Here is an 18,252-nt window from a genome sequence, read left to right as displayed (position 1 = left end):
CCTCGCCGTTCTACGGCGGGGTGGATGTCAAACAAAACACGTTCAGCTTATTCCCATCAAGATCGCGAAAATATCCCGCATAAAACCCCGGTAACGCGCCTCTTGGTCCTGCTGGCCCTTCATCCTTAGCCCCAAGTTCGATCGCTTTGTTATAAACTAAGTTAACTTTTTCTGGACTGTCAACCTGAAGAGCTATCATGACTCCATTGCCAACAGTTGCTGTGTTACCATCATAGGGTTTTATAATAGCAAGTGCTGGTTCCTCTGGAGAAACGCTCCATGCGATAAATCCGTCGAATTCCATGAATCGTCGAGCGCCAATTTCAGCCAGCAAAGCATCATAAAACTTGGCTGCCGTTTCAATATCGTTGGTACCGAGTGTAACATATCCGATCATATTTTTTGTCTTCTAACTGATGTTAAGATTTAAAAAATGTTTGAGCAAATAACAACTGAGTTAAACTGATCTTTAGAAAACCCAAGCTACAACTCAAACATCATTTTACATCATAACTCAAACTATCTCGGTTTTGTCGGCTGCAATGATTTATTGTCGATCGCTAATACATTCGGGACTGTCTCTACTGGGACTGTTGACGATCGCACTTACGGCCTTTGCTTTCATGGCTTCCGAAGCATAGGGCTTTAACAGGGGCAAAACTTCCTGAGCATTTTTAACAGAAGGATCGAGCCACTGTTCCCAATCGCTGTCGGGGAGTATCACCGGCATTCGATCGTGCATCGGCTCCACTGTTTCGTTAGCATCGGTAGTAATTATACTGCAAGATACAATGTTTTCTTTTTCAGGAGATTCCCAATTTTCCCACAAACCGGCAAAAGCAAAAGGTTCGCCGTCTGCCTTTTGAAAATAGTAAGGCTGTTTGTTCTTTCCCTGCTGTTGCCATTCGTAGAAACCGTCAGCGACTATCAAACATCGCCTGTGCTTGATGGCGCTGCGAAAAGCAGGTTTTTCGGCTACAGTTTCCGATCGCGCGTTAATCATGCGACTGCCTATTTTCATGTCTTTTGCCCAACTTGGAATCAGACCCCAGCGCATAAATTGGAACTCTCGCTGCATTTTTTTTTGTTCCACTGTGACTGTGGCCACTGATTGAGTTGGGGCGATATTGTATCGCGGTTTGATGTCTGGAACTCCCGACAGTTTGAAGAATTCGGCGATGATTTGACCTGAAGTAGTTAAAGTGTATCGTCCACACATAATTTTATAGTTGGTATTAACGCGGTTTTTTCTTATTCCGGCAGTCCGGCATTCGTCGGCTAATCCGGCAGTCCGGCAGGGGTTGAAACCCCTGCCTCAAAGCTAAAGTCGGTTAAAACCGACTGGAAATACGAGCTCAATATCTATCTATTTTAGTCCTCTTTTAGAGGACTTTAGCTATGAGACAGGGGTTTTTAACCCCTGTTGGATTGTTGGACTAAAGCGGGCGGGACACCCACAAGAAAATTCATTCTTTGTGGAACAGGCATCTTGCCTGTTCTTGCGATTTACCTTTGGGTGGGGGTGAATTTTCGAGATGATTGGTTTTAGGCAATTATTGCTGGTAAAACCCCCCCCTACGAGACAGTGCTAAATTGTGGAACATTCGCAGACAACCATTCGGCGCGCAACTTTTCAATAGCTAATTCTTTGAATTTAGCTTCTACTTCAATCCAAGGAGCCTGATAATAGCAATTAGGCATTTCTGTAATTAAATCGCTGTGGCGCGGATCGGCAAAAAATTCTCTGCCATTTGATATGTGTACTAATTGCCATTCAGGAACAGACCAAGTTGTGCGGGCTGCTGCCAGCATTTCGGCCACACTCGGATCGTCGTAAGTTTCTAAATGTTCGTGAATGACGTGGTGGTGGGCGTCAAAAACCATTGGTACGCCGGTATCGAGACAAACTTCTAAAATTTCCGAGGAACTGTAAGCGTATTCGTCATTTTCAAAGGTTAAGCGCGATCGAATGGATTCGGGTAAATCGCGGATGACTGACTTGAGTTGCGAACTGCGATCGCTCTTGCCGCCGTGAATGTTCATCAGTGCCTGGGGCGATCGGGGCTGTCCCAACATATCTAAAATTAAAGCATGAGTCGCGAGAATTTTAATGCTGTTTTCAACCACAGAAACCTTGTCGGAACTGAGGACGACAAATTGATCCGGGTGGAGTACCAACCGGATGCCCAAAGAAAGAGCGCGATCGCCCGTATTCCGCAATTCCTCAGTCATGGAGTGTAGCACTGCTTCCCCCAAATCTGTATCTGCAAAAGGGAACAGTGCAGAAGTCATCCGGTAGAGCTTAATCTGATTAGCAGAACAGAAGTCGATCGCTTTGTCAAGCCGCTTCAAGTTGTCTGTATAAAGCTCGCGCAATACCGTTTCTTGTTCAGTTTCCGAAAGCTGTAAAAGTCGCTTCCGCGTGACTGTGCGAAAGCGAACTTCATTGGATGTTGTAATACAGACTAATCCCAACTCCGGCAATTTGTCTTTTTCCAATACTTGGTTAATATTGCTCATTTAAAATAACACCTAGCTCTATTTCGATCGCAAAATAGGTTTGTAATAAGGACTGAAGTCCTTAGTTATCAAGTTTTGAGAGACTTTACTCCCTCAAAACTCGAGCTAACTATAATTTCTAGCTTAGACTCAGCGGCTGCGGGCGATCGCCTATCTTAAGTCAGAGATGTTGCTTAATAGTTGAGGATGCTATAGCACTCCTAGCATCAATTGTGAAATCTTTCTCTTCTCTTCTCAGCATTCGCGTCAAGAGAGTCTTCGCCGTTCCTTCACAAAAAAGCCAGTTGCGCGTTTCCCGAAAGGATTGCTATATCTCATTATTTTCCCTATTTCCCCTTTTCAATCAACTTCGCAAACGCCCTGACCTGAGAATGCTAATAATCAACCAAAAACCCAAAAAACTCGCGGCCCCAAACAAACCAGTGCTCAAAAAAGATAACTGAGGAGTTTGTGCGTTAGAAGAAATAATTGCCGCCCCCACAATCAGCGAACCCACCACAATACTAAAAGAAAGTCGGTTCGCAGAATCGCCCAGAGTGCGGCGTAGCGGATCGAGTTCTTTTAGTGTCAAGTTCCACTTCAAAGTTTCCGAAGTAACTCGGTCTAAAAGCACTTCCACCTGTCGCGGAGATTGCAAAGATAAGCTTTTGAGATCCAGGGCAGTTCTCAGCAGAGCTTGGATCGGATCGTCTCCTAATAACTGACGCCGAAACATATCGGTCATCAGCGGTTTGACCTGCTCTACAATATTAAATCGGGGATTAAAAGAGCGCGCCAGTCCTTCCAAATTCGCTAGAGTTTTTGCATACAAACCGAGATTGCTGGGCAGTCGAATTTTATTTTTGCGGGTGATTTCCAGCACCTCATAAAAAATTTCCGACAAGTTCATTTGCGACAAGCTCACATTGTAATACTTACGCAGCATTCGAGCCAAATCGTTCTCTAGATTAACTAAACTTGTCGGCTGAGCAAATTCGGCCATTTCTAAAGTTAATTGAGCGCAGCGCTGAGCGTCTAAATCGACAATTGCCAGCAACATTTCTGTCAAATTCTGCTGAGTGCGCGGGTCTAATCTGCCGACCATGCCGCAGTCCAGCAAAGCTATCCGGCTGTCTGTTAGATAAAATAAATTGCCGGGATGCGGGTCGGCGTGAAAGAATCCGTCGATATACAACTGCTGGAAGAAAACGCGGCAAAGTAGCGTTGTAATTTCTTCGCGTTCGGCATTTATATCTCCTTTGTGGCGAATTCCTTGCAAATCGCCTAACAAAATCGGGACTCCGTTCAGCCACTCCATTACTAAGAGTTTTTTTGTAGTTAACTCCCAGTTAATTTCTGGTAAGACAACTTGTGTGGGGTCAAACCATTTACTTTTAGATAAATTGCGGCGCAGTTCGTCTGTGTAGCTGGCTTCTTGAATGAAGTCTAGTTCTGCACGCAGGGCGATCGCAAATTCTTCTGCTAGGGCGACAATATCGTATTGTTGACCGAAGTCTGTGAGCATGACAAGTTCTGCCAAACCTCGGAGCACGGCGATGTCTTGTTCGATGACAATCTCAATACCGGGGCGCTGAACTTTGAGGGCGACTTCGCGGCCGTCTTTTAAAGTAGCTTTGTGGGTTTGGGCGATCGAACCTGCGGCGATGGCTTGAGTGTTAAATTTGGCGAAGGTATTTTCGAGAGATTCTGTGAGTTCCTGGCGGACGATTGCTTCTACTTGCGACCACGGTACGGGCGGCACTTCCGCTTGTAGCGTGGAGAGAGTTTCGATATAGCTGGCCGGTAAAAGGTCGGGACGGGTGCTCAGCAATTGTCCTAATTTGACAAAAACTGGGCCTAATTGGACGAGGATATTGCGGAGAACTGCTGGAGTTGGGAGACTGGGTGCGTCGGTTTTGCGGCCGGTTAGGAGGCTTTTCATGTAGTCCCAACCGTTGCGGAAGACGACCTCTAGAATTTCTCCTTTGCGAGAATTGTTTTGAACTAGGCTAAACAAGGGGCCTCCGGGTCGATCGGGTTTAAGGGCTATATAACTACTAGGATAGCGCTGTTGACCAAGCTGACCAGTGTCTTGGGGAATAAATTGGGGGTGGTGGGAATGCGCGTGAGAGTTTTGGGGGGTGGGGGCGATCGGTCTTTGGCCGTGGCATTGCTCCTCATAGTAATATACAGTTAAAGCAGACCTGATATTTTTATAATTAAATTTATTGACTGGAAAAGATGTGTCAAATAATTGAATGAGTAAGTTATTACAAACCAGATTCTCAATGTGTTTAATACCGTATAAGAGACATGATTGCAATCCAATTTCCTCAGACCTCGATCGAATTATCCATCAACTTAACTGACGAGCAATTTTTTCAGCTTTGTCAGAACAACCGCGATTATCAATTTGAACGTACAGAATCCGGGGAATTAATTATTATGCCACCGACAGGCAGTGAAACTAGCAAGCGCAATATGGATCTATCGTATCAACTTCGAGCCTGGAGCCGCCAAAATAATCTAGGAGTTGCCTTCGACTCTTCTGGAGGCTTTAGGCTCCCCAATGGTGCCGATCGCTCTCCTGATGCCTCTTGGGTCAAAAAAGAACGCTGGGATGCTTTAACACCCGAACAAAAAGACAGTTTTGCTCCTTTGTGTCCTGATTTTGTTGTTGAGTTGCGTTCTCGGACTGATTCCTTGAAGAAACTTCAAGAGAAAATGCAAGAATATATAGAGAACGGTGCTAAATTGGGTTGGTTAATTGACAGGCAAAATCGGCGGGTAGAAATTTATCGCCCCGGTCAAGATGTTGAAATTATCGAAAATCCTGCCACTCTATCAGGGGAAGATGTACTGCCTGGTTTTGTGTTGAATTTAGAAGAAATTATGTAAATAAAGTAAATAGTAAGGCCCAACACAGATTCAAAAACGAATGCCTGGATAAACAGTGATGAATAGTTGGTGTATTCGCCTTCAGAATCCGTGTCGTGCTGCCTCATTTCACCCTCACAGCAAATCTTTCAATTTATCATCTTCTCCCAACACCTTAATTACCTGTTTTATCTCCTGCGTCCTGTCCTTTTTCACAATCAAAGTCACATTACCATCTCTGACAACTACGACATCTTCTAAACCAATGGTGACAATCACCTCTTTGTCATCGGCTGCATAAAAAATGCCACCTTTCGTATCAATTCCGACGTGTTTTGCTAACTCCACATTCGGTTTGTCTCCTTGCAGCAAACGACCGATCGCATTCCAATCTCCCAAATCGTCCCAACTAAAGCCTACGGGCAGAACACAGGCTTTTTGCGTCTTCTCCATCAGCGCGTAATCGATGCTAATTTTGGGTAATTCCGAGTAAGCCTGCGCGCCTTTTGCTTCCAAAGCTGCCATCATTTCTGGTACATGATTTCGCAATTCTGTCAAGACAGTTCCGACTCGAAATACAAAAATTCCGCCGTTCCAACTAAACTTGCCGCTGGCTACAAATTCTTCCGCAGTTGTGCGATCGGGCTTTTCCGTAAATCTCGCCACCCGATAGGCCGGAAAACCTCCAAAACTGCCAATTTCCTCGCCTTGTTCGATGTAGCCGTAGCCGGTGGAAGCATAACTCGGTTTTACTCCCAAAGTGGCGATCGCATCCTGATTTCTCGCCAACTCGGCCGCCGCCTCCAAAGTCTTGATAAACTCCTGTGGTTCCCCAATCCAGTGATCCGCCGGGAAAAAACCAACAACCGCATCCTCACCGTAACGCTTCGCAGTTTCTATAGCAGTCCAGGCCACAGCCGGCGCAGTATCTCGGCCCTCTGGTTCCGCCAGTAAATTCTCCGGCGGTAACAGCGGCAACTGTTCGCGAACCCCCTCCGCCAACATTTCCGACGTTACCACCCACAAATCGTCCCAACCGTTACCTAATTCCAAAAGTCTTTCCGCAGTCGCTTGCAGCAAACTCTTGCCGCTACCGTCGAGACTCAAAAACTGCTTGGGCCGCTGCTTGCGACTCAGTGGCCAGAAACGTTCGCCTTTACCGCCGGCCAGAATCACAGGAATTAAGGTTCTACTCATTGTTTAAAGTTTAAACTGTTCACATCTATTTTGCCTTGATACTGGTAGGGACACGGCAATGCCGTGTCTTTACCCGTAGCTTAATTTTTAATTCTACCTTCTATCTTCTGCCTGTGACTTTTTCAATCCAATTAGTATCACGATAAATGTAAGGTGCGCCGCAGCGCACTTTACCCAAGATCAGACCGATAAACTTTCGTTAACGAATCCTTTAAAATCGCTATAACCACGAGCAATTAGGCATTGGCTGTTACTTCGATAATTCGATGTTAAGTTCGTTCACAACGCGGCGTTTGAGCGGGAGGGATTTTTCACGGGGCAGCAAATCAAATACTTTCCGAAAAGCATCATCTACTTGTTCAAATGGTATTTGTCCTTTCTCATTAAAAACTACTTTTCCCGATTGGTCGAGGATGAGAGTTTGTGGTACGAAACCTTCGTAATAATGGCTAGGTTCTGTGAGTTCCGGTGACGGTTGCGGAGGCAAAGAGTCAATGCTTATGGGCATAAAATCGGCTTCGCGGCCGTAAAATTCCTGGAGTTGAGAGACGACGATCGCATATTGCTTGGAGTCGCTGCTGTCGTCTGTGTAAAACACTAACAATACGGGTTTATGGCGTTTAAAAGAATCTGCAATCTTGACTTTAGGAGGAACTAGGGAACCGTTGCCGGCGTAGAGGGCAAATATTGTACCGTCAAAGCGATCGTCCGTAAGAGTTGCCAAGGCTGGGGCCGTGCCACTTAGCAGTATGAAGCTAAGTGCGATCGCCACTGTTACAAGACTGGCTGACAAGATTCGCCTCAGCCAGCGGATGCCAGAAGCAGCAGTAACAAGTGATTTTTTTTTCTCAGGAAATATCATAGGTTGTGGGCAGTTGCTGTAAGGAAACCGAAATCAGATGCAAAAACTTTCCTAAGTTTATCAGCAAAATGTAGGCAAATGTTGTTGAGTAGGTTAAAGTAGTTTCGGCTCGACGATCGTAAATTGCTGATAGTGGCGATCGACAAGGCGATTCTACAGGCCCAAGATCACTATTTGCGATCGGCTTTTTAGGGGCGGGCTGGAAGTGTCCGCGCCACAATAAAATTTATTTGTGGTGGCATGGGCTTGTAGCTTCTGAAAATAATGCAAGATGTTAAATCCAAGTGATAACTAGAAACTGAAAACTGGGAATTTACAACTAATGATAACTTTGCTTGACGCACTCCTCGCCCAAACGCCGGCTGCTGATGTTTCCGGGCCGGCTCAAATCAATCTGGCGCAGGCCCTTGTTTTAGGAATTGTACAAGGATTAACAGAGTTTTTGCCTATCAGCAGCAGCGCTCATTTGAAGGTAGTGCCGATCGCCCTGGGATGGGGCGATCCCGGAGTTGCTTATACTGCTGTTATTCAGTTGGGCAGCATTGTTGCAGTGCTTTGGTATTTCTGGAAAGACTTGACAAATATAGCTGTTGGTGCAGTCGAAGCCCTGGTGCAGCGCAACTACAAATCCCATGAGTTTCAAATGGCGGTAGCACTGGTTTTGGGAACAATACCTATAGTCTTTTTTGGGCTGCTAATCAAGGCATTGGTTCCAGATTTTGACAACTCGCCACTTAGAAGTTTGGCCAGTATCGCCATTGCTTCGATCGTCATGTCGCTACTGTTAGCAATAGCAGAAAAAATTGGCAAGCGCAATCGCACTTATGAAAAGTTAACTGTCTTAGACGGTATTTTGATGGGATTAGCTCAAGCAATCGCCTTGATTCCGGGGTGTTCGCGATCGGGTTCCACTCTAACAGCAGGATTGTTCATGGGATTGGAAAGACCCGCCGCCGCGCGGTTTTCTTTTTTATTGGGAATTCCGGCAATTACTCTGGCTGGATTAGTGGAATTAAGGGGTGATTTGGGACAAGGAATCAGCGATGCGGGAGTTGCAGCTTTGATAGTGGGAACGATTTCGTCATTGGTGTTTTCTTATTTGTCGATCGCATGGCTGATGAAGTTCCTGCAAACTCAAAAGACGTGGATATTTGTGTTGTATCGGCTAGCTTTTGGCGTCGCCATTTTAACGGCGATCGCAGGTGGGGCAGTTAAAAATGCGTAGGTTGTTATAATTACAAGGACAGGCAAGATGCCTGTTCCACAAAACAAGAACAGGCAAGATGCCTGTTCCACAAAGAGTAAATTTTCTTGTGGAACGGGCCGAAGAGCCCGTTCATAAAAAGCTTATTAATAGCTGACAAGCTGTTAGCTTTTAACTCAAAGTGAGCGTCGCCGTGAAGGAGGTAGAATGCCCGAAGACAGCGAGCGCCAAAATGCACAATTAGCGCTAATTATGCTGGTTCCTGCTGCTAGCATTGGTGTAGCGATGTCCTTCTTTATCGCTCCCGGAATTGTGGGAACAATAGTATCAGATTTCAAACGGCTTCTCCGTTCAGAATCCCAGTGCTAATATATGGAAGAGTATCGCAACAAAAGCGATTATTTCCCGCACGGCTGGGTTGACAAAAGAGCGGTGTTATGCTGGCAAAAACAACTAAGCCTGTCAGGAACCCGTCAAAATTTTGAGTTTCATAAATACATATTTTTGATACATCCTCTCACAGCCAAGCTAAATTCACAACCCAGAACTTATCCTGATTCTAAAGGCGATCGACCTTAGCAAACTATGTCAATACCGAAAAAAGGAACAAGAAAAATAATTGTTGATGGGGAGCCTTTCATCTGGCTAATCCGAAGACAAGCTACTAATATGCAAGCAGACTACGGTTGGGGAAATCTTCATGTTGCTGTCGAACACGCCCAAAAACCGGGCTCGGTGTTAGTTATCCTCACCGATCGACCTCATCCTCAAGGTTGGAGTGCAACTAACTGTGAATGGATACCGGTGAAACCTCGAGATGGAGCGCCACCAGAAGTAAGAGTGTGGAAGATTATTTCCACGCAAGAAGTGAAACCAGTAACACCCTCTGATGTAGGACAATGGATACGGCAAGCAGTGCAACTTGGATGGCAGCCTCGGCTACCTGGAATAACTTTTGAGGTGCGGATTGCAGGACTGTTTATGGAAAAAATATAATGCTGTATATTTAGCAACCAGACAAGTCAATTCTGTTAAAGACAATTCACTCGCCTAGACTGGCAGAAGCGATCGGGCGATCGCTTCTGTCAGCCTAGACAAGTTAAACTGTAAACATTCTCCGCTAACTAATAACTAATAACTAATAACTAATAACCATGAGCGACTTATCAATCCGGCCCGCCCTAATCACCAAAGTTATCCCCGACAGCATCTGCGCCGAAATGGGATTTGAACCCGGAGACTCAATCGTCGCCGTCAACGGTCAAAAACCCCGCGACTTGATTGACTATCAATTCCTGTGCGCGGATGAATTTCTCGAATTAGAAGTATTAGACACTAAAGGCAAAACTCACAAATTAGAAATAGAAAAAGAGTATGACGAAGACTTGGGAGTGGAATTTGAAACTGCTCTTTTTGACGGACTAATTCAGTGCAACAATCGCTGTCCTTTTTGCTTTATTGACCAACAACCACCGGGAAAGCGGGAAACTTTGTATCTCAAAGATGATGACTACCGCCTCAGCTTTCTTTATGGTAGCTATCTCACTCTCACAAATCTGACTCAAAAAGAGTGGGACAGAATCGAACAAATGCGGCTTTCTCCTCTCTATGTTTCCGTGCACGCTACGGAACCAGAAGTACGAATTAGGCTGTTAAAAAATCTCCGCGCTGGGAAGATTCTCGAACAAATCAAATGGTTTCAAGAACGCCGCTTGCAAATTCACGCTCAAGTAGTTGTTTGTCCCGGTATTAATGACGGCGAACATTTAGAACGCACTTTGTTAGATTTGGCAAAGTTTCATACTGGAAGTATTCCCGCTGTAGCATCGGTGGCTGTAGTGCCGGTGGGTTTAACTCGCTTTCGCCCTGCCGAAGATGAACTAATCGCAGTAACTGCCCAAAAAGCGCGAGAAGTAATCGAGCAAGTGCAGAAAATTCAAGGGCTTTTGAGTACAGGAAAAGGCGGCGGAAAAGCGAAAAAGCAGAATGCAAAATCGCGCTGTATTTGGCTGGCTGACGAGTGGTTTTTAATCGCGGGTTTAGATTTGCCGTCGGCTGCTGATTACGAAGATTATCCCCAAATTGGTAACGGTGTGGGTTCGATTCGCCAGTTTATCCAGCAGTTTGAAACGGCTTTTGAGAAGCTGCAAACGATGCAAGTCGAGCCAGAGCGCAAGTTAGTTTGGGTGGTGGGGAATGCTGTAGAAAAAGCTTTTGAGCCGATCGTACAACAACTAAACCAAATTCCCGGCTTGTCCGTCAACATGGCCGCACTGTGCAGCAACTACTGGGGACAAACTATCACTGTCACGGGTTTGCTCACCGGGCAAGATTTGCTGGAAGCTTTGCAGGGGCGAGACTTGGGAGATGGCATTCTGCTGCCGTCGGTGATGCTAAAACAGGGGGAACCGCGTTTTCTCGACGACATGACCCTCGAACAGCTCGCCAGCTCGCTAAAAACCCGGATTTTGCCGGTGAGCGGAGTAGAGGAACTAATCTCGACGGCGATCGGTCTGGCAACTGCTGAGGTTGAATTGTAAATTTTGAATCGAACATTCAAAAGTTAAGATGAGTAGGGTAATTCTGACTTGTAACTGGCGAGTTCAGGCTACAGACTAGAAATTTGAGACCTCAATCTTGCTCTAAAATTGTCTCTAGGATTGCAGAGTAATTAAAAAATTATGCGTGTTTTTCGTCAAATCATCGTAGTCGGAGTGGGCGCTGCAATTACTTTGGGCAACGCCCCACAGAGTGCTTCAGCACAGTCTCCGACTCAATCTCAGGACAGTTTGGCCCGCTTCAATCAGCTCGAATTAGGGCAGAAGGTTCGATCGACCTCGAACACAGCTGCAGAATCAGCGTCACAGGCCGAACAGTCGATCGCCCTTAACCCTCAAACTGGAACCGAGCAAGCATCAAAGCCTCAACAGGCTGCTCCGGCTTCCCCATCAACTCTGTCTCAGGCCGGTGCAACGCCTCTTAGAGGCTTGGAACCGACACAGACTCAGCAGCCTTCCCCGAACCCTCCCAACAATGTTCCTGTGCCCAGTTCCCCGGTACCCATCCTCCGGGGCACTCCGAACGAAAGTTTCCCCCCTGTCCCTCCGAGGGGTATTTTAGACACCAAGCCTCCGGCTTCCCTGGAACCCAACCCGAATCCCCTGCAGTTTCCGACAAACCCGGAGGATGTCAGGATCGAGCAAACTGAGTCAATTACCTTGCAGCAGGCGATCGACCTCGCGCGCCGCAACAGCCAAGTTTTGCAAATCGCCGGACAGCAAGTGGAACAAAGCAGAGCAGCTTTGCGCGAACAGCAAGCTGCTCTTTATCCAGACCTGAATTTTCAAATGGACGCCAGCCGCTCTGTGACTGCCGGCGGAGAACTCGGAATCCGGGCTGGGCAACGCCGCCTCAACGCTCTGGCTAACCGAACCGGGCAACCCGCCGAGCAAGCCGGCACAAATTTCGGCAGCAACAGTCTCAACAGCACTTTGCAGTTGAGCTATGACATCGATTTGTTCGGAAGACGGCGGGCTAACATCCGCGCGGCCGAGGAACAGTTGCGCCTTCGGGAACTGGATGTGGAACGCCAAGCCGAGGAACTCCGCTTCGACACTGCTGAGGCTTACTACACCTTGCAAAACGCGGACGGACAAGTTGCCATCCGCCAAGCTTCGGTGAGAAATGCCCAGCAAAGTTTGCGGGATGCCGAAGCCCTGGAACGGGCAGGGGTGGGAACCCGGTTTGCTGTGTTGCAGGCTCAAGCAAATTTGGCTAACGAAGTGCAACAACTGTCAGTTGCCCGTCGCGATCAGCGAGTTGCCCAGCGGCGTCTGGCTGAGATTTTGAATGTCAGCCAGTCGGCGAACTTGACGGCGGCAGATCCGGTAGAGCAAGCGGGCTCTTGGAGGCTGTCTTTGGAAGAGAGTATTGTGCAGGCTTTTAAGAATCGCCCCGAGTTGGAACAGCAGTTGGTGCAGAGGGATATCAGCAAGCAGCAGAGGCGATCGATTCAGGCGGGGCGTTTGCCTCAACTGAGTGTTGGGGGTGGTTACAACGTGCTGGGACTAGACCCTGATAACCCCGATCCGTATACTTCTCGCGGCTGGGCCGATGGTTATTCGATCCGGGCGAATCTGACTTGGAGTATCTTCGATGGGGGCGCCGCGAACGCGAGGGTGAAACAGCGGGATGCTGATATTGCGATCGCCGAAAGTCGATTTGACCAACTCCGCAATCAGGTGCGCCGGGAAGTAGAACAAGCTTATTTTGGCTTAGAGTCGAGTTTTGAGAATATCGAAACTTCTGAGGCGGGGGTTTTGCAGTCAAGGGAAGCTCTGCGTCTGGCGAGACTGCGGTTTCAAGCTGGTGTAGGTACTCAGACGGATGTGATTCAGGCGGAAACTGATTTGACTAGGGCTGAGAGAAACCGATTGTCGGCAATTGTCACCTACAACCTGGGGCTTTCGTCTCTCCAGCGGGCTGTGAGCAATCTTCCGACTAATAACCTCTCGGATGCTCCTTGAGATTGAGTTGGGGCGAGCTTTAATTACCAGAACAATTAGACATCGGGGTATTAAACGTCCGACACATTAGTTAATATTTTGTAATAGAGTTCCATGTCAACTGCGTTAAGGAATCGGCAATGGCCAATATCAAGTTTGTGAAGGAAAATCAGGAAGTCATCGCAGCAGACGGAGCCAATTTGAGGCTCAAAGCTCTAGAAAACCGCATCGATTTGTACACATTTTCGGGAAAGATGATGAATTGCGGGGGCTACGGTCAATGCGGCACCTGCATTGTGGAAATTGTCGAGGGCAGTGAAAATCTGTCGCCCCGCACTGACTTTGAGAACCGCAAGCTCAAGAAAAAGCCCGAAAACTATCGGTTGGCTTGTCAAGCTATGGTCAATGGCCCGGTGAGCGTCAAGACTAAACCGTGACTCTCAGAAGGCAGAAGGTTGATTAACAGAAAGAAAAATGCAGAATGCAAAAATTGTGTTTTTTTTCCTATTTCACTGTATAATCACGCCTTTTGCTCGCCTAGGAAAAGAAACTTGGTTTCTAGGACAAATAAGAGATTGGGTAGGGAGGCATCCAGGCAGAAAGCGGGTTTCGACGCTTGTCCGTCAGCTCTTCTTCTGTCTTCGAGTTTGCCTTTTGCCTTTGAGTGATATCCTAGTTGTGTGTGTTTTTCTATTTTCCGATAGAGGCGAGCGTCTTCATGGAAGTTAACGATTTAGGGTTTGTGGCAACCATTCTGTTTGTATTGGTTCCCAGTGTTTTTCTAATCATTCTGTACATTCAAACAGCTAGCCGTCAAGGTAGAAAAGATTAGCAACTGCTGTTATTTCTGTCAGGCGCAAGCTGCTTGCAAAAAAAAAGCGCCAACAGCTTTTTGCTGAGGCGCTTTTTTTATTAACTGTTGAGTGTTAGCTGCTAAGGAATGAGAATTAAATAACTTACAATGCGTGATGGTTTTTGTGAGATGGGCGTCCCGCCCGTCCAGAAAGGGCGGGCTATAAGCCCAACCCCTACTCCGCACTTTCAAGAGTGTAAATTATTTAATTCGCGATCCTAAGTGTTAACGATGAGATTCTAGCCGACTGTGCGGGCTAGCAAGACGGGACAGTTGGCATAAACTCGCACGTAGTCTGATAGCGAATTTCCTAGGAGTCGATCGATATCCACAAAGTTTTTGGCAACGCTGGGTCGCCGATCCGGGGAACCGATTACCAACAAGTCGGCATTCATTTCGTCTGCAATCCGACAAATTTCTTCCCCTGGCTTGCCTGTAGCACTCACGCAGCGGTAGCTAACTCCCATTTGTTTGGTTAGTGCTACTGCTGGGGCCAATACAGCGTCTTTTTCAGCACTTGTTGTTAAATCTGTGCTGGATTTTCCCGTCAAATCTTTGGTGACGTGTACTAAAATTATCTCTCCGCCACTGACTTCTTTGACCAAAGATAGCGCCAGCTCTAATGACTGTTTGGCAGCTTCTGATTTGTCTACCGCCACCATGACGCGCTTAATTTTTTTGACGTAGATGTCGTCTTTTACTAACAACATCGGTCTGGATGTTAGCTGGAAAACGTACTGGCTGACTGAGTTTTCCAAAATCGATTGCAGCCGTCCGAGTCCGCGGGAACCCATAATTACTAAGTCGGATTGTTCTTCTTCTGCGACTTGGCAAACTGTGGTTTTCGGATCTCCCTGTTTGAGCCGGGGGTTGACTTTGCTGGGATCTATTTTCAAAGACTGGACTGCTTGTGCTAAAATCTTGCCTCCTTCTTCCAATTTCTCGGCCATGCCATCGGAGGTTACTTGCGGGGGCACGACGTGCAAGACGGTGACAGAGGTTTGTTGCAAGGAAGGGATGTCCATCAACATATTAAACATCTCTTCGCACAAGCCGCGACCGGCGACGGCTACTAAAATTTTTTCTATCATGGTTTTGGCGGTTAAAACAGTTGAGTTTTCTTGTGCGACGTTAAACTAGGCCGTTGGTACTCTAGTTCATTAATGTTAAGCATAGGCCTGAAGTTTGTCTTATGATTTGTAGAAATGTAGCGTTTTGGAACGATTTGTAACGTGTTAAAGAACGATCGAACTCAACCAGAACTCGCACCGGCTGGTGCTATTCAAAATCGCCGCGGGATGGACTCTGAGGGCTGGTTTGAATATTTGGTGCGAGTGTACCCTCACCATACTGACTACAGCGGTGTGGTTTGGCACGGGACTTATCTGGCTTGGATGGAGGAAGCTAGGGTGGAAAGTTTGCGCTCTCTTGGCATCGAGTATGCAGACTGGGTGGCGCAGGGTTTGGAATTGCCTGTGGTGGAACTTTCGCTGCGCTACCACCGGGCTGTACAAATGGGTCAATCTGTGGCTGTCAGAACGCGGATGGCTGCTAGCGAGGGTGTGCGGCTGCTTTGGGATTACCAAATTCGATCGGCTGAGACTCAGGAGTTATATGTGACAGCACAGGTAACTTTGGTGGGTGTCGATCGCGACAAGAACAAGATTATCCGGCAATTGCCGCCGGCGCTAAAGGAGGCTTTGACAAGGCTTTCTGTTAAACCTTCTACCTAAGCTGCTGTTAACTATCAATTCTCGCCTCCAGAAAGCAACAATGATGAGTGTGGGTTTGTTTACTGAAAGACTGTATGCACCGGTGCGTCGCTCAAAGATTGTGGATATTATTTAATATTTAAGGGTGGCGACGCACCCGGAGCGATACTGTTGCATGAGTTTTGAGGATTTGTATAATTTATAATTATACCTTCTGCTTTCTGTTTTTTGCCTTCATTGGAACTTTTAATAATGTCAAAAAAACTGGAATTGCCAGAACCAAATATTGAACTTCAGCGCAATATTTTGGAAAAAACCGAGTTAAACTCTCCCTTAACAACTGAAGACAAAACTCTAGTTTCGGGAAAGCCAGACAGTTTAAAAAACGGTGAATTAGCTGACAGTCAAGGCAAAATTTGGGCGATCGTTTCGCTGTCTGCGGCGCTGCTAGCGGTGTCGCTGGCGGCGATTTTTATTAGGTTTAGCGAACGGGAAATCAGCCCGAATGCTACTGTTTTTAACCGTTTGTGGATAGCAACTGTGGTATTTGGAGTATGGAATGGTGCTGATGCTGCACGCCGCCGAATATCTGGGGCCAAAGTTGAAGAGCGATCGAGCTACACTCTGCAGGATGTGATGCTGTTAACAGCCGTAGGCGTGGTTTCTTCTGCTTCTTTGGGTTTCTGGGCCTGGTCACTGACTCAGACTAATGTCGCTAATTCTACTGTACTGCGAAACTTAACTCCTTTATTTACTACTTTGGGGGGATGGCTGCTGTTGGGGCGGCGCTTTGACAACAGGTTTTTGTTGGGACTGGCGGTGGCTTTGTCTGGCGCAATTGCGATCGGAATGGAGGATTTGCAAACGGCGCAAGACACTCTTGTCGGCGACATTGCTGCTCTTTTATCGGCGATGTTTTATGCAGGAAATCTGCTAATTTCAGAACATTTGCGAACCAAGTTTCCGGCGACAACTATATTGATGTGGCGCTGTTTTATTGGCAGTATCTTGGTTTTGCCATTGGTTCTGCTGGCGGGCGATCGAGTTTTCCCTTATTCTTGGCAGGGATGGCTGGCTGTAATTGGTTTGGCGGTGATTTGTCAAGCTTTCGGCCAGGGACTGCTCATCCACAGTCTCGGTCGTTTGTCGTCGGGATTTGTCGCTCTTTTTCTGCTGCTAGAACCCGTGATTACTGCGATTATTGCCGGGGTGCTGTTTGCGGAAAGTTTGAGCTTGTTTAATTGGTTTGCATTCTCCGTAGTTTTGGCGGGAATATATTTGGCAAAATCTAGCAGTTCGGCAGATAAAAAATAAAACACACAGGAAATAAACTTAAATGGTTGCAACATCAATTAGCCTGAATCGCTGGCATTATGACTTTAGTTTGCTGCCTCAATATTTGGAGGTGCTGTTTGCTAAATTGCGGATTGCTGTGGTGTTCGGCGGGGACTGCGATCGCCCCGGATCAGTGATTTACAAAACTCACAATCCCCGCGCTTGGAAGAGTTACGAAGTCGTCGCTCGCGAGATTGCTACAGCATTAGCAGAAATTGGCTTTCAGCAAGTCTTTGTCCTGCCTGACGACATGAACTTACCGGAACAACTAAAACAAAAAAATATCCATTTAGTGTGGCTGAATACTGGCGGAGTCCAGGGATACAATCCTGTTTGTCACACTCCCGCATTGTTGGAAATGTTGGGAATGCCTTATGTCGGTCACAATCCTTTAAATAGTTCAACTTTAGATAACAAACACGCTTTTAAACGGGAACTGCAATCAGTCGGAATTAAAACCGCTCCTTTTATGACGTGGCATCCTTCTCAAGGGATTTTGCAGCCTAATTTGCATCAGCGTTTTGCCATTGCTTTTGGTGACTATCAAGGGCCTTTTGTTGTTAAACCAGTATCCGGTCGCGCTTCGCTGCACGTTCATTTTGTAGACAAAATTGAGGGTTTGTCTGAGGCGGTTTCGGAAGTTCACCGAGCTACTCACAATACTGCTTTAATTGAAAAGTATTTGCCGGGACGAGAATTTTGTGTGGCGGTTTGTGGCTATGTTAAATATGCTAAAGGCGGTTTTGGTAAAGATACAAAACCTTTTGCTTTTTCGACGGTGGAGCGCGTGCTTGAGCCTGACGAACTTATCTTTACTTCTATGGACAAAAAAGCGATTACGGCAGATCGAGGACGGTTGATGGGCGGTGAGGAACCTGAACTCAAACGAGAGTTAATTGAGTTAGCTCGAAAAATTTATTGGGAGTTTAGTTTGAACAGTTTGGTGCGGATTGATGTCCGCAGTGATGCTGATGGAACGCTTTATGTTTTGGAAGCAAATCCCAAACCGGATCTGAAACATCCAGGGGAAAATGTGACGAGTTTGGTAGCTTTAGGTTTGGCGGAATACGGGATGAGTTATAACGATTTAATTTTTAGTTTATTGGCGGATAGGTTGGATTATTTGTTGACTCAGCATATCGAAATTATTCCTCATATTGTGGATTTGCTGCATTAATCGGACTTGCAGGGTGGGCTGCACCTTACCT

General features: G+C 46.6%; 18 protein-coding genes. 11 read left to right on the top strand and 7 right to left on the bottom strand.

Annotated features, from left to right (window positions below):
* Positions 1 to 10: 10 nt before the first annotated feature.
* From QT987_RS07385 to QT987_RS07370, 4 genes are all read right to left on the bottom strand, one after another.
* Positions 11 to 397: a VOC family protein gene (locus QT987_RS07385; protein WP_333055830.1), complete on the bottom strand. Its 387-nt coding sequence runs from the start codon at positions 395 to 397 to the stop codon at positions 11 to 13.
* Positions 398 to 547: 150 nt separating this feature from the next.
* On the bottom strand, positions 548 to 1,219 hold the full coding sequence (locus tag QT987_RS07380; protein WP_333238630.1) for an SOS response-associated peptidase: 672 nt from the start codon (positions 1,217 to 1,219) through the stop codon (positions 548 to 550).
* Between the two features lie 356 nt (positions 1,220 to 1,575).
* Positions 1,576 to 2,520 carry a UV DNA damage repair endonuclease UvsE gene (gene uvsE, locus QT987_RS07375; protein WP_333238627.1) on the bottom strand — a complete coding sequence of 315 codons (945 nt, stop codon included), beginning with the start codon at positions 2,518 to 2,520 and terminating at the stop codon, positions 1,576 to 1,578.
* 343 nt (positions 2,521 to 2,863) lie between these two features.
* The gene (locus QT987_RS07370) at positions 2,864 to 4,516 is read right to left on the bottom strand and encodes an AarF/ABC1/UbiB kinase family protein (RefSeq protein WP_333238691.1); all 1,653 of its coding nucleotides are present in this window, start codon (positions 4,514 to 4,516) and stop codon (positions 2,864 to 2,866) included.
* Between the two features lie 296 nt (positions 4,517 to 4,812).
* On the opposite strand from QT987_RS07370, the gene QT987_RS07365 reads away from it, so the two are divergent.
* The gene (locus tag QT987_RS07365) at positions 4,813 to 5,397 is read left to right on the top strand and encodes a Uma2 family endonuclease (RefSeq protein ID WP_333238625.1); all 585 of its coding nucleotides are present in this window, start codon (positions 4,813 to 4,815) and stop codon (positions 5,395 to 5,397) included.
* A 114-nt stretch (positions 5,398 to 5,511) separates the two neighbouring features.
* Here QT987_RS07365 and QT987_RS07360 read toward each other — a convergent pair whose 3' ends face one another.
* Together QT987_RS07360 and QT987_RS07355 are read right to left on the bottom strand one after the other, a co-directional pair.
* Positions 5,512 to 6,573 carry a mannose-1-phosphate guanylyltransferase gene (locus QT987_RS07360; RefSeq protein WP_333238623.1) on the bottom strand — a complete coding sequence of 354 codons (1,062 nt, stop codon included), beginning with the start codon at positions 6,571 to 6,573 and terminating at the stop codon, positions 5,512 to 5,514.
* A gap of 250 nt (positions 6,574 to 6,823) precedes the next feature.
* Positions 6,824 to 7,435, bottom strand: a complete 612-nt coding sequence (locus QT987_RS07355) for a thylakoid membrane photosystem I accumulation factor (RefSeq protein WP_333238621.1) — start codon at positions 7,433 to 7,435, stop codon at positions 6,824 to 6,826.
* Between the two features lie 322 nt (positions 7,436 to 7,757).
* Here QT987_RS07355 and QT987_RS07350 point away from each other — a divergent pair, with 322 nt between their 5' ends.
* The 7 genes from QT987_RS07350 to psbM all read left to right on the top strand — a co-directional run bounded on the left by QT987_RS07350 (position 7,758) and on the right by psbM (position 13,976).
* On the top strand, positions 7,758 to 8,660 hold the full coding sequence (locus tag QT987_RS07350) for an undecaprenyl-diphosphate phosphatase (protein WP_333238619.1): 903 nt from the start codon (positions 7,758 to 7,760) through the stop codon (positions 8,658 to 8,660).
* 186 nt (positions 8,661 to 8,846) lie between these two features.
* Positions 8,847 to 9,008, top strand: coding sequence for a hypothetical protein (locus tag QT987_RS07345; RefSeq protein WP_333238617.1), 162 nt, complete (start codon positions 8,847 to 8,849; stop codon positions 9,006 to 9,008).
* A 216-nt stretch (positions 9,009 to 9,224) separates the two neighbouring features.
* The gene (locus QT987_RS07340; RefSeq protein WP_333238615.1) at positions 9,225 to 9,635 is read left to right on the top strand and encodes a hypothetical protein; all 411 of its coding nucleotides are present in this window, start codon (positions 9,225 to 9,227) and stop codon (positions 9,633 to 9,635) included.
* Between the two features lie 158 nt (positions 9,636 to 9,793).
* Positions 9,794 to 11,179 carry a TIGR03279 family radical SAM protein gene (locus QT987_RS07335; protein WP_333238613.1) on the top strand — a complete coding sequence of 462 codons (1,386 nt, stop codon included), beginning with the start codon at positions 9,794 to 9,796 and terminating at the stop codon, positions 11,177 to 11,179.
* Between the two features lie 141 nt (positions 11,180 to 11,320).
* Entirely contained in the window at positions 11,321 to 13,165 is a 1,845-nt protein-coding gene (locus QT987_RS07330; RefSeq protein ID WP_333238612.1) for a TolC family protein, read from the top strand.
* Between the two features lie 119 nt (positions 13,166 to 13,284).
* Positions 13,285 to 13,581: a 2Fe-2S iron-sulfur cluster-binding protein gene (locus QT987_RS07325; RefSeq protein ID WP_333055813.1), complete on the top strand. Its 297-nt coding sequence runs from the start codon at positions 13,285 to 13,287 to the stop codon at positions 13,579 to 13,581.
* Positions 13,582 to 13,862: 281 nt separating this feature from the next.
* A complete protein-coding gene (gene psbM, locus QT987_RS07320; protein WP_015177760.1) occupies positions 13,863 to 13,976 on the top strand; it encodes a photosystem II reaction center protein PsbM in 114 nt (37 codons plus the stop codon).
* A gap of 260 nt (positions 13,977 to 14,236) precedes the next feature.
* Here the strand turns inward: psbM and QT987_RS07315 are convergent, their stop codons facing one another.
* On the bottom strand, positions 14,237 to 15,088 hold the full coding sequence (locus tag QT987_RS07315; protein WP_333238609.1) for a universal stress protein: 852 nt from the start codon (positions 15,086 to 15,088) through the stop codon (positions 14,237 to 14,239).
* A 141-nt stretch (positions 15,089 to 15,229) separates the two neighbouring features.
* Between QT987_RS07315 and QT987_RS07310 the strand changes: the two genes are divergently transcribed.
* The 3 genes from QT987_RS07310 to QT987_RS07300 all read left to right on the top strand — a co-directional run bounded on the left by QT987_RS07310 (position 15,230) and on the right by QT987_RS07300 (position 18,221).
* Positions 15,230 to 15,730, top strand: a complete 501-nt coding sequence (locus tag QT987_RS07310; protein WP_333238607.1) for a thioesterase family protein — start codon at positions 15,230 to 15,232, stop codon at positions 15,728 to 15,730.
* Positions 15,731 to 15,961: 231 nt separating this feature from the next.
* Positions 15,962 to 17,023: a DMT family transporter gene (locus QT987_RS07305; RefSeq protein ID WP_333238605.1), complete on the top strand. Its 1,062-nt coding sequence runs from the start codon at positions 15,962 to 15,964 to the stop codon at positions 17,021 to 17,023.
* Positions 17,024 to 17,045: 22 nt separating this feature from the next.
* On the top strand, positions 17,046 to 18,221 hold the full coding sequence (locus tag QT987_RS07300) for an ATP-grasp domain-containing protein (RefSeq protein WP_333238603.1): 1,176 nt from the start codon (positions 17,046 to 17,048) through the stop codon (positions 18,219 to 18,221).
* Positions 18,222 to 18,252 lie beyond the last annotated feature (31 nt).

Source organism: Microcoleus sp. SVA1B4, assembly GCF_036700545.1.
Taxonomy (GTDB): Bacteria; Cyanobacteriota; Cyanobacteriia; order Cyanobacteriales; family Microcoleaceae; genus Microcoleus.
This window is presented reverse-complemented; position numbering and strand designations above follow the sequence as displayed.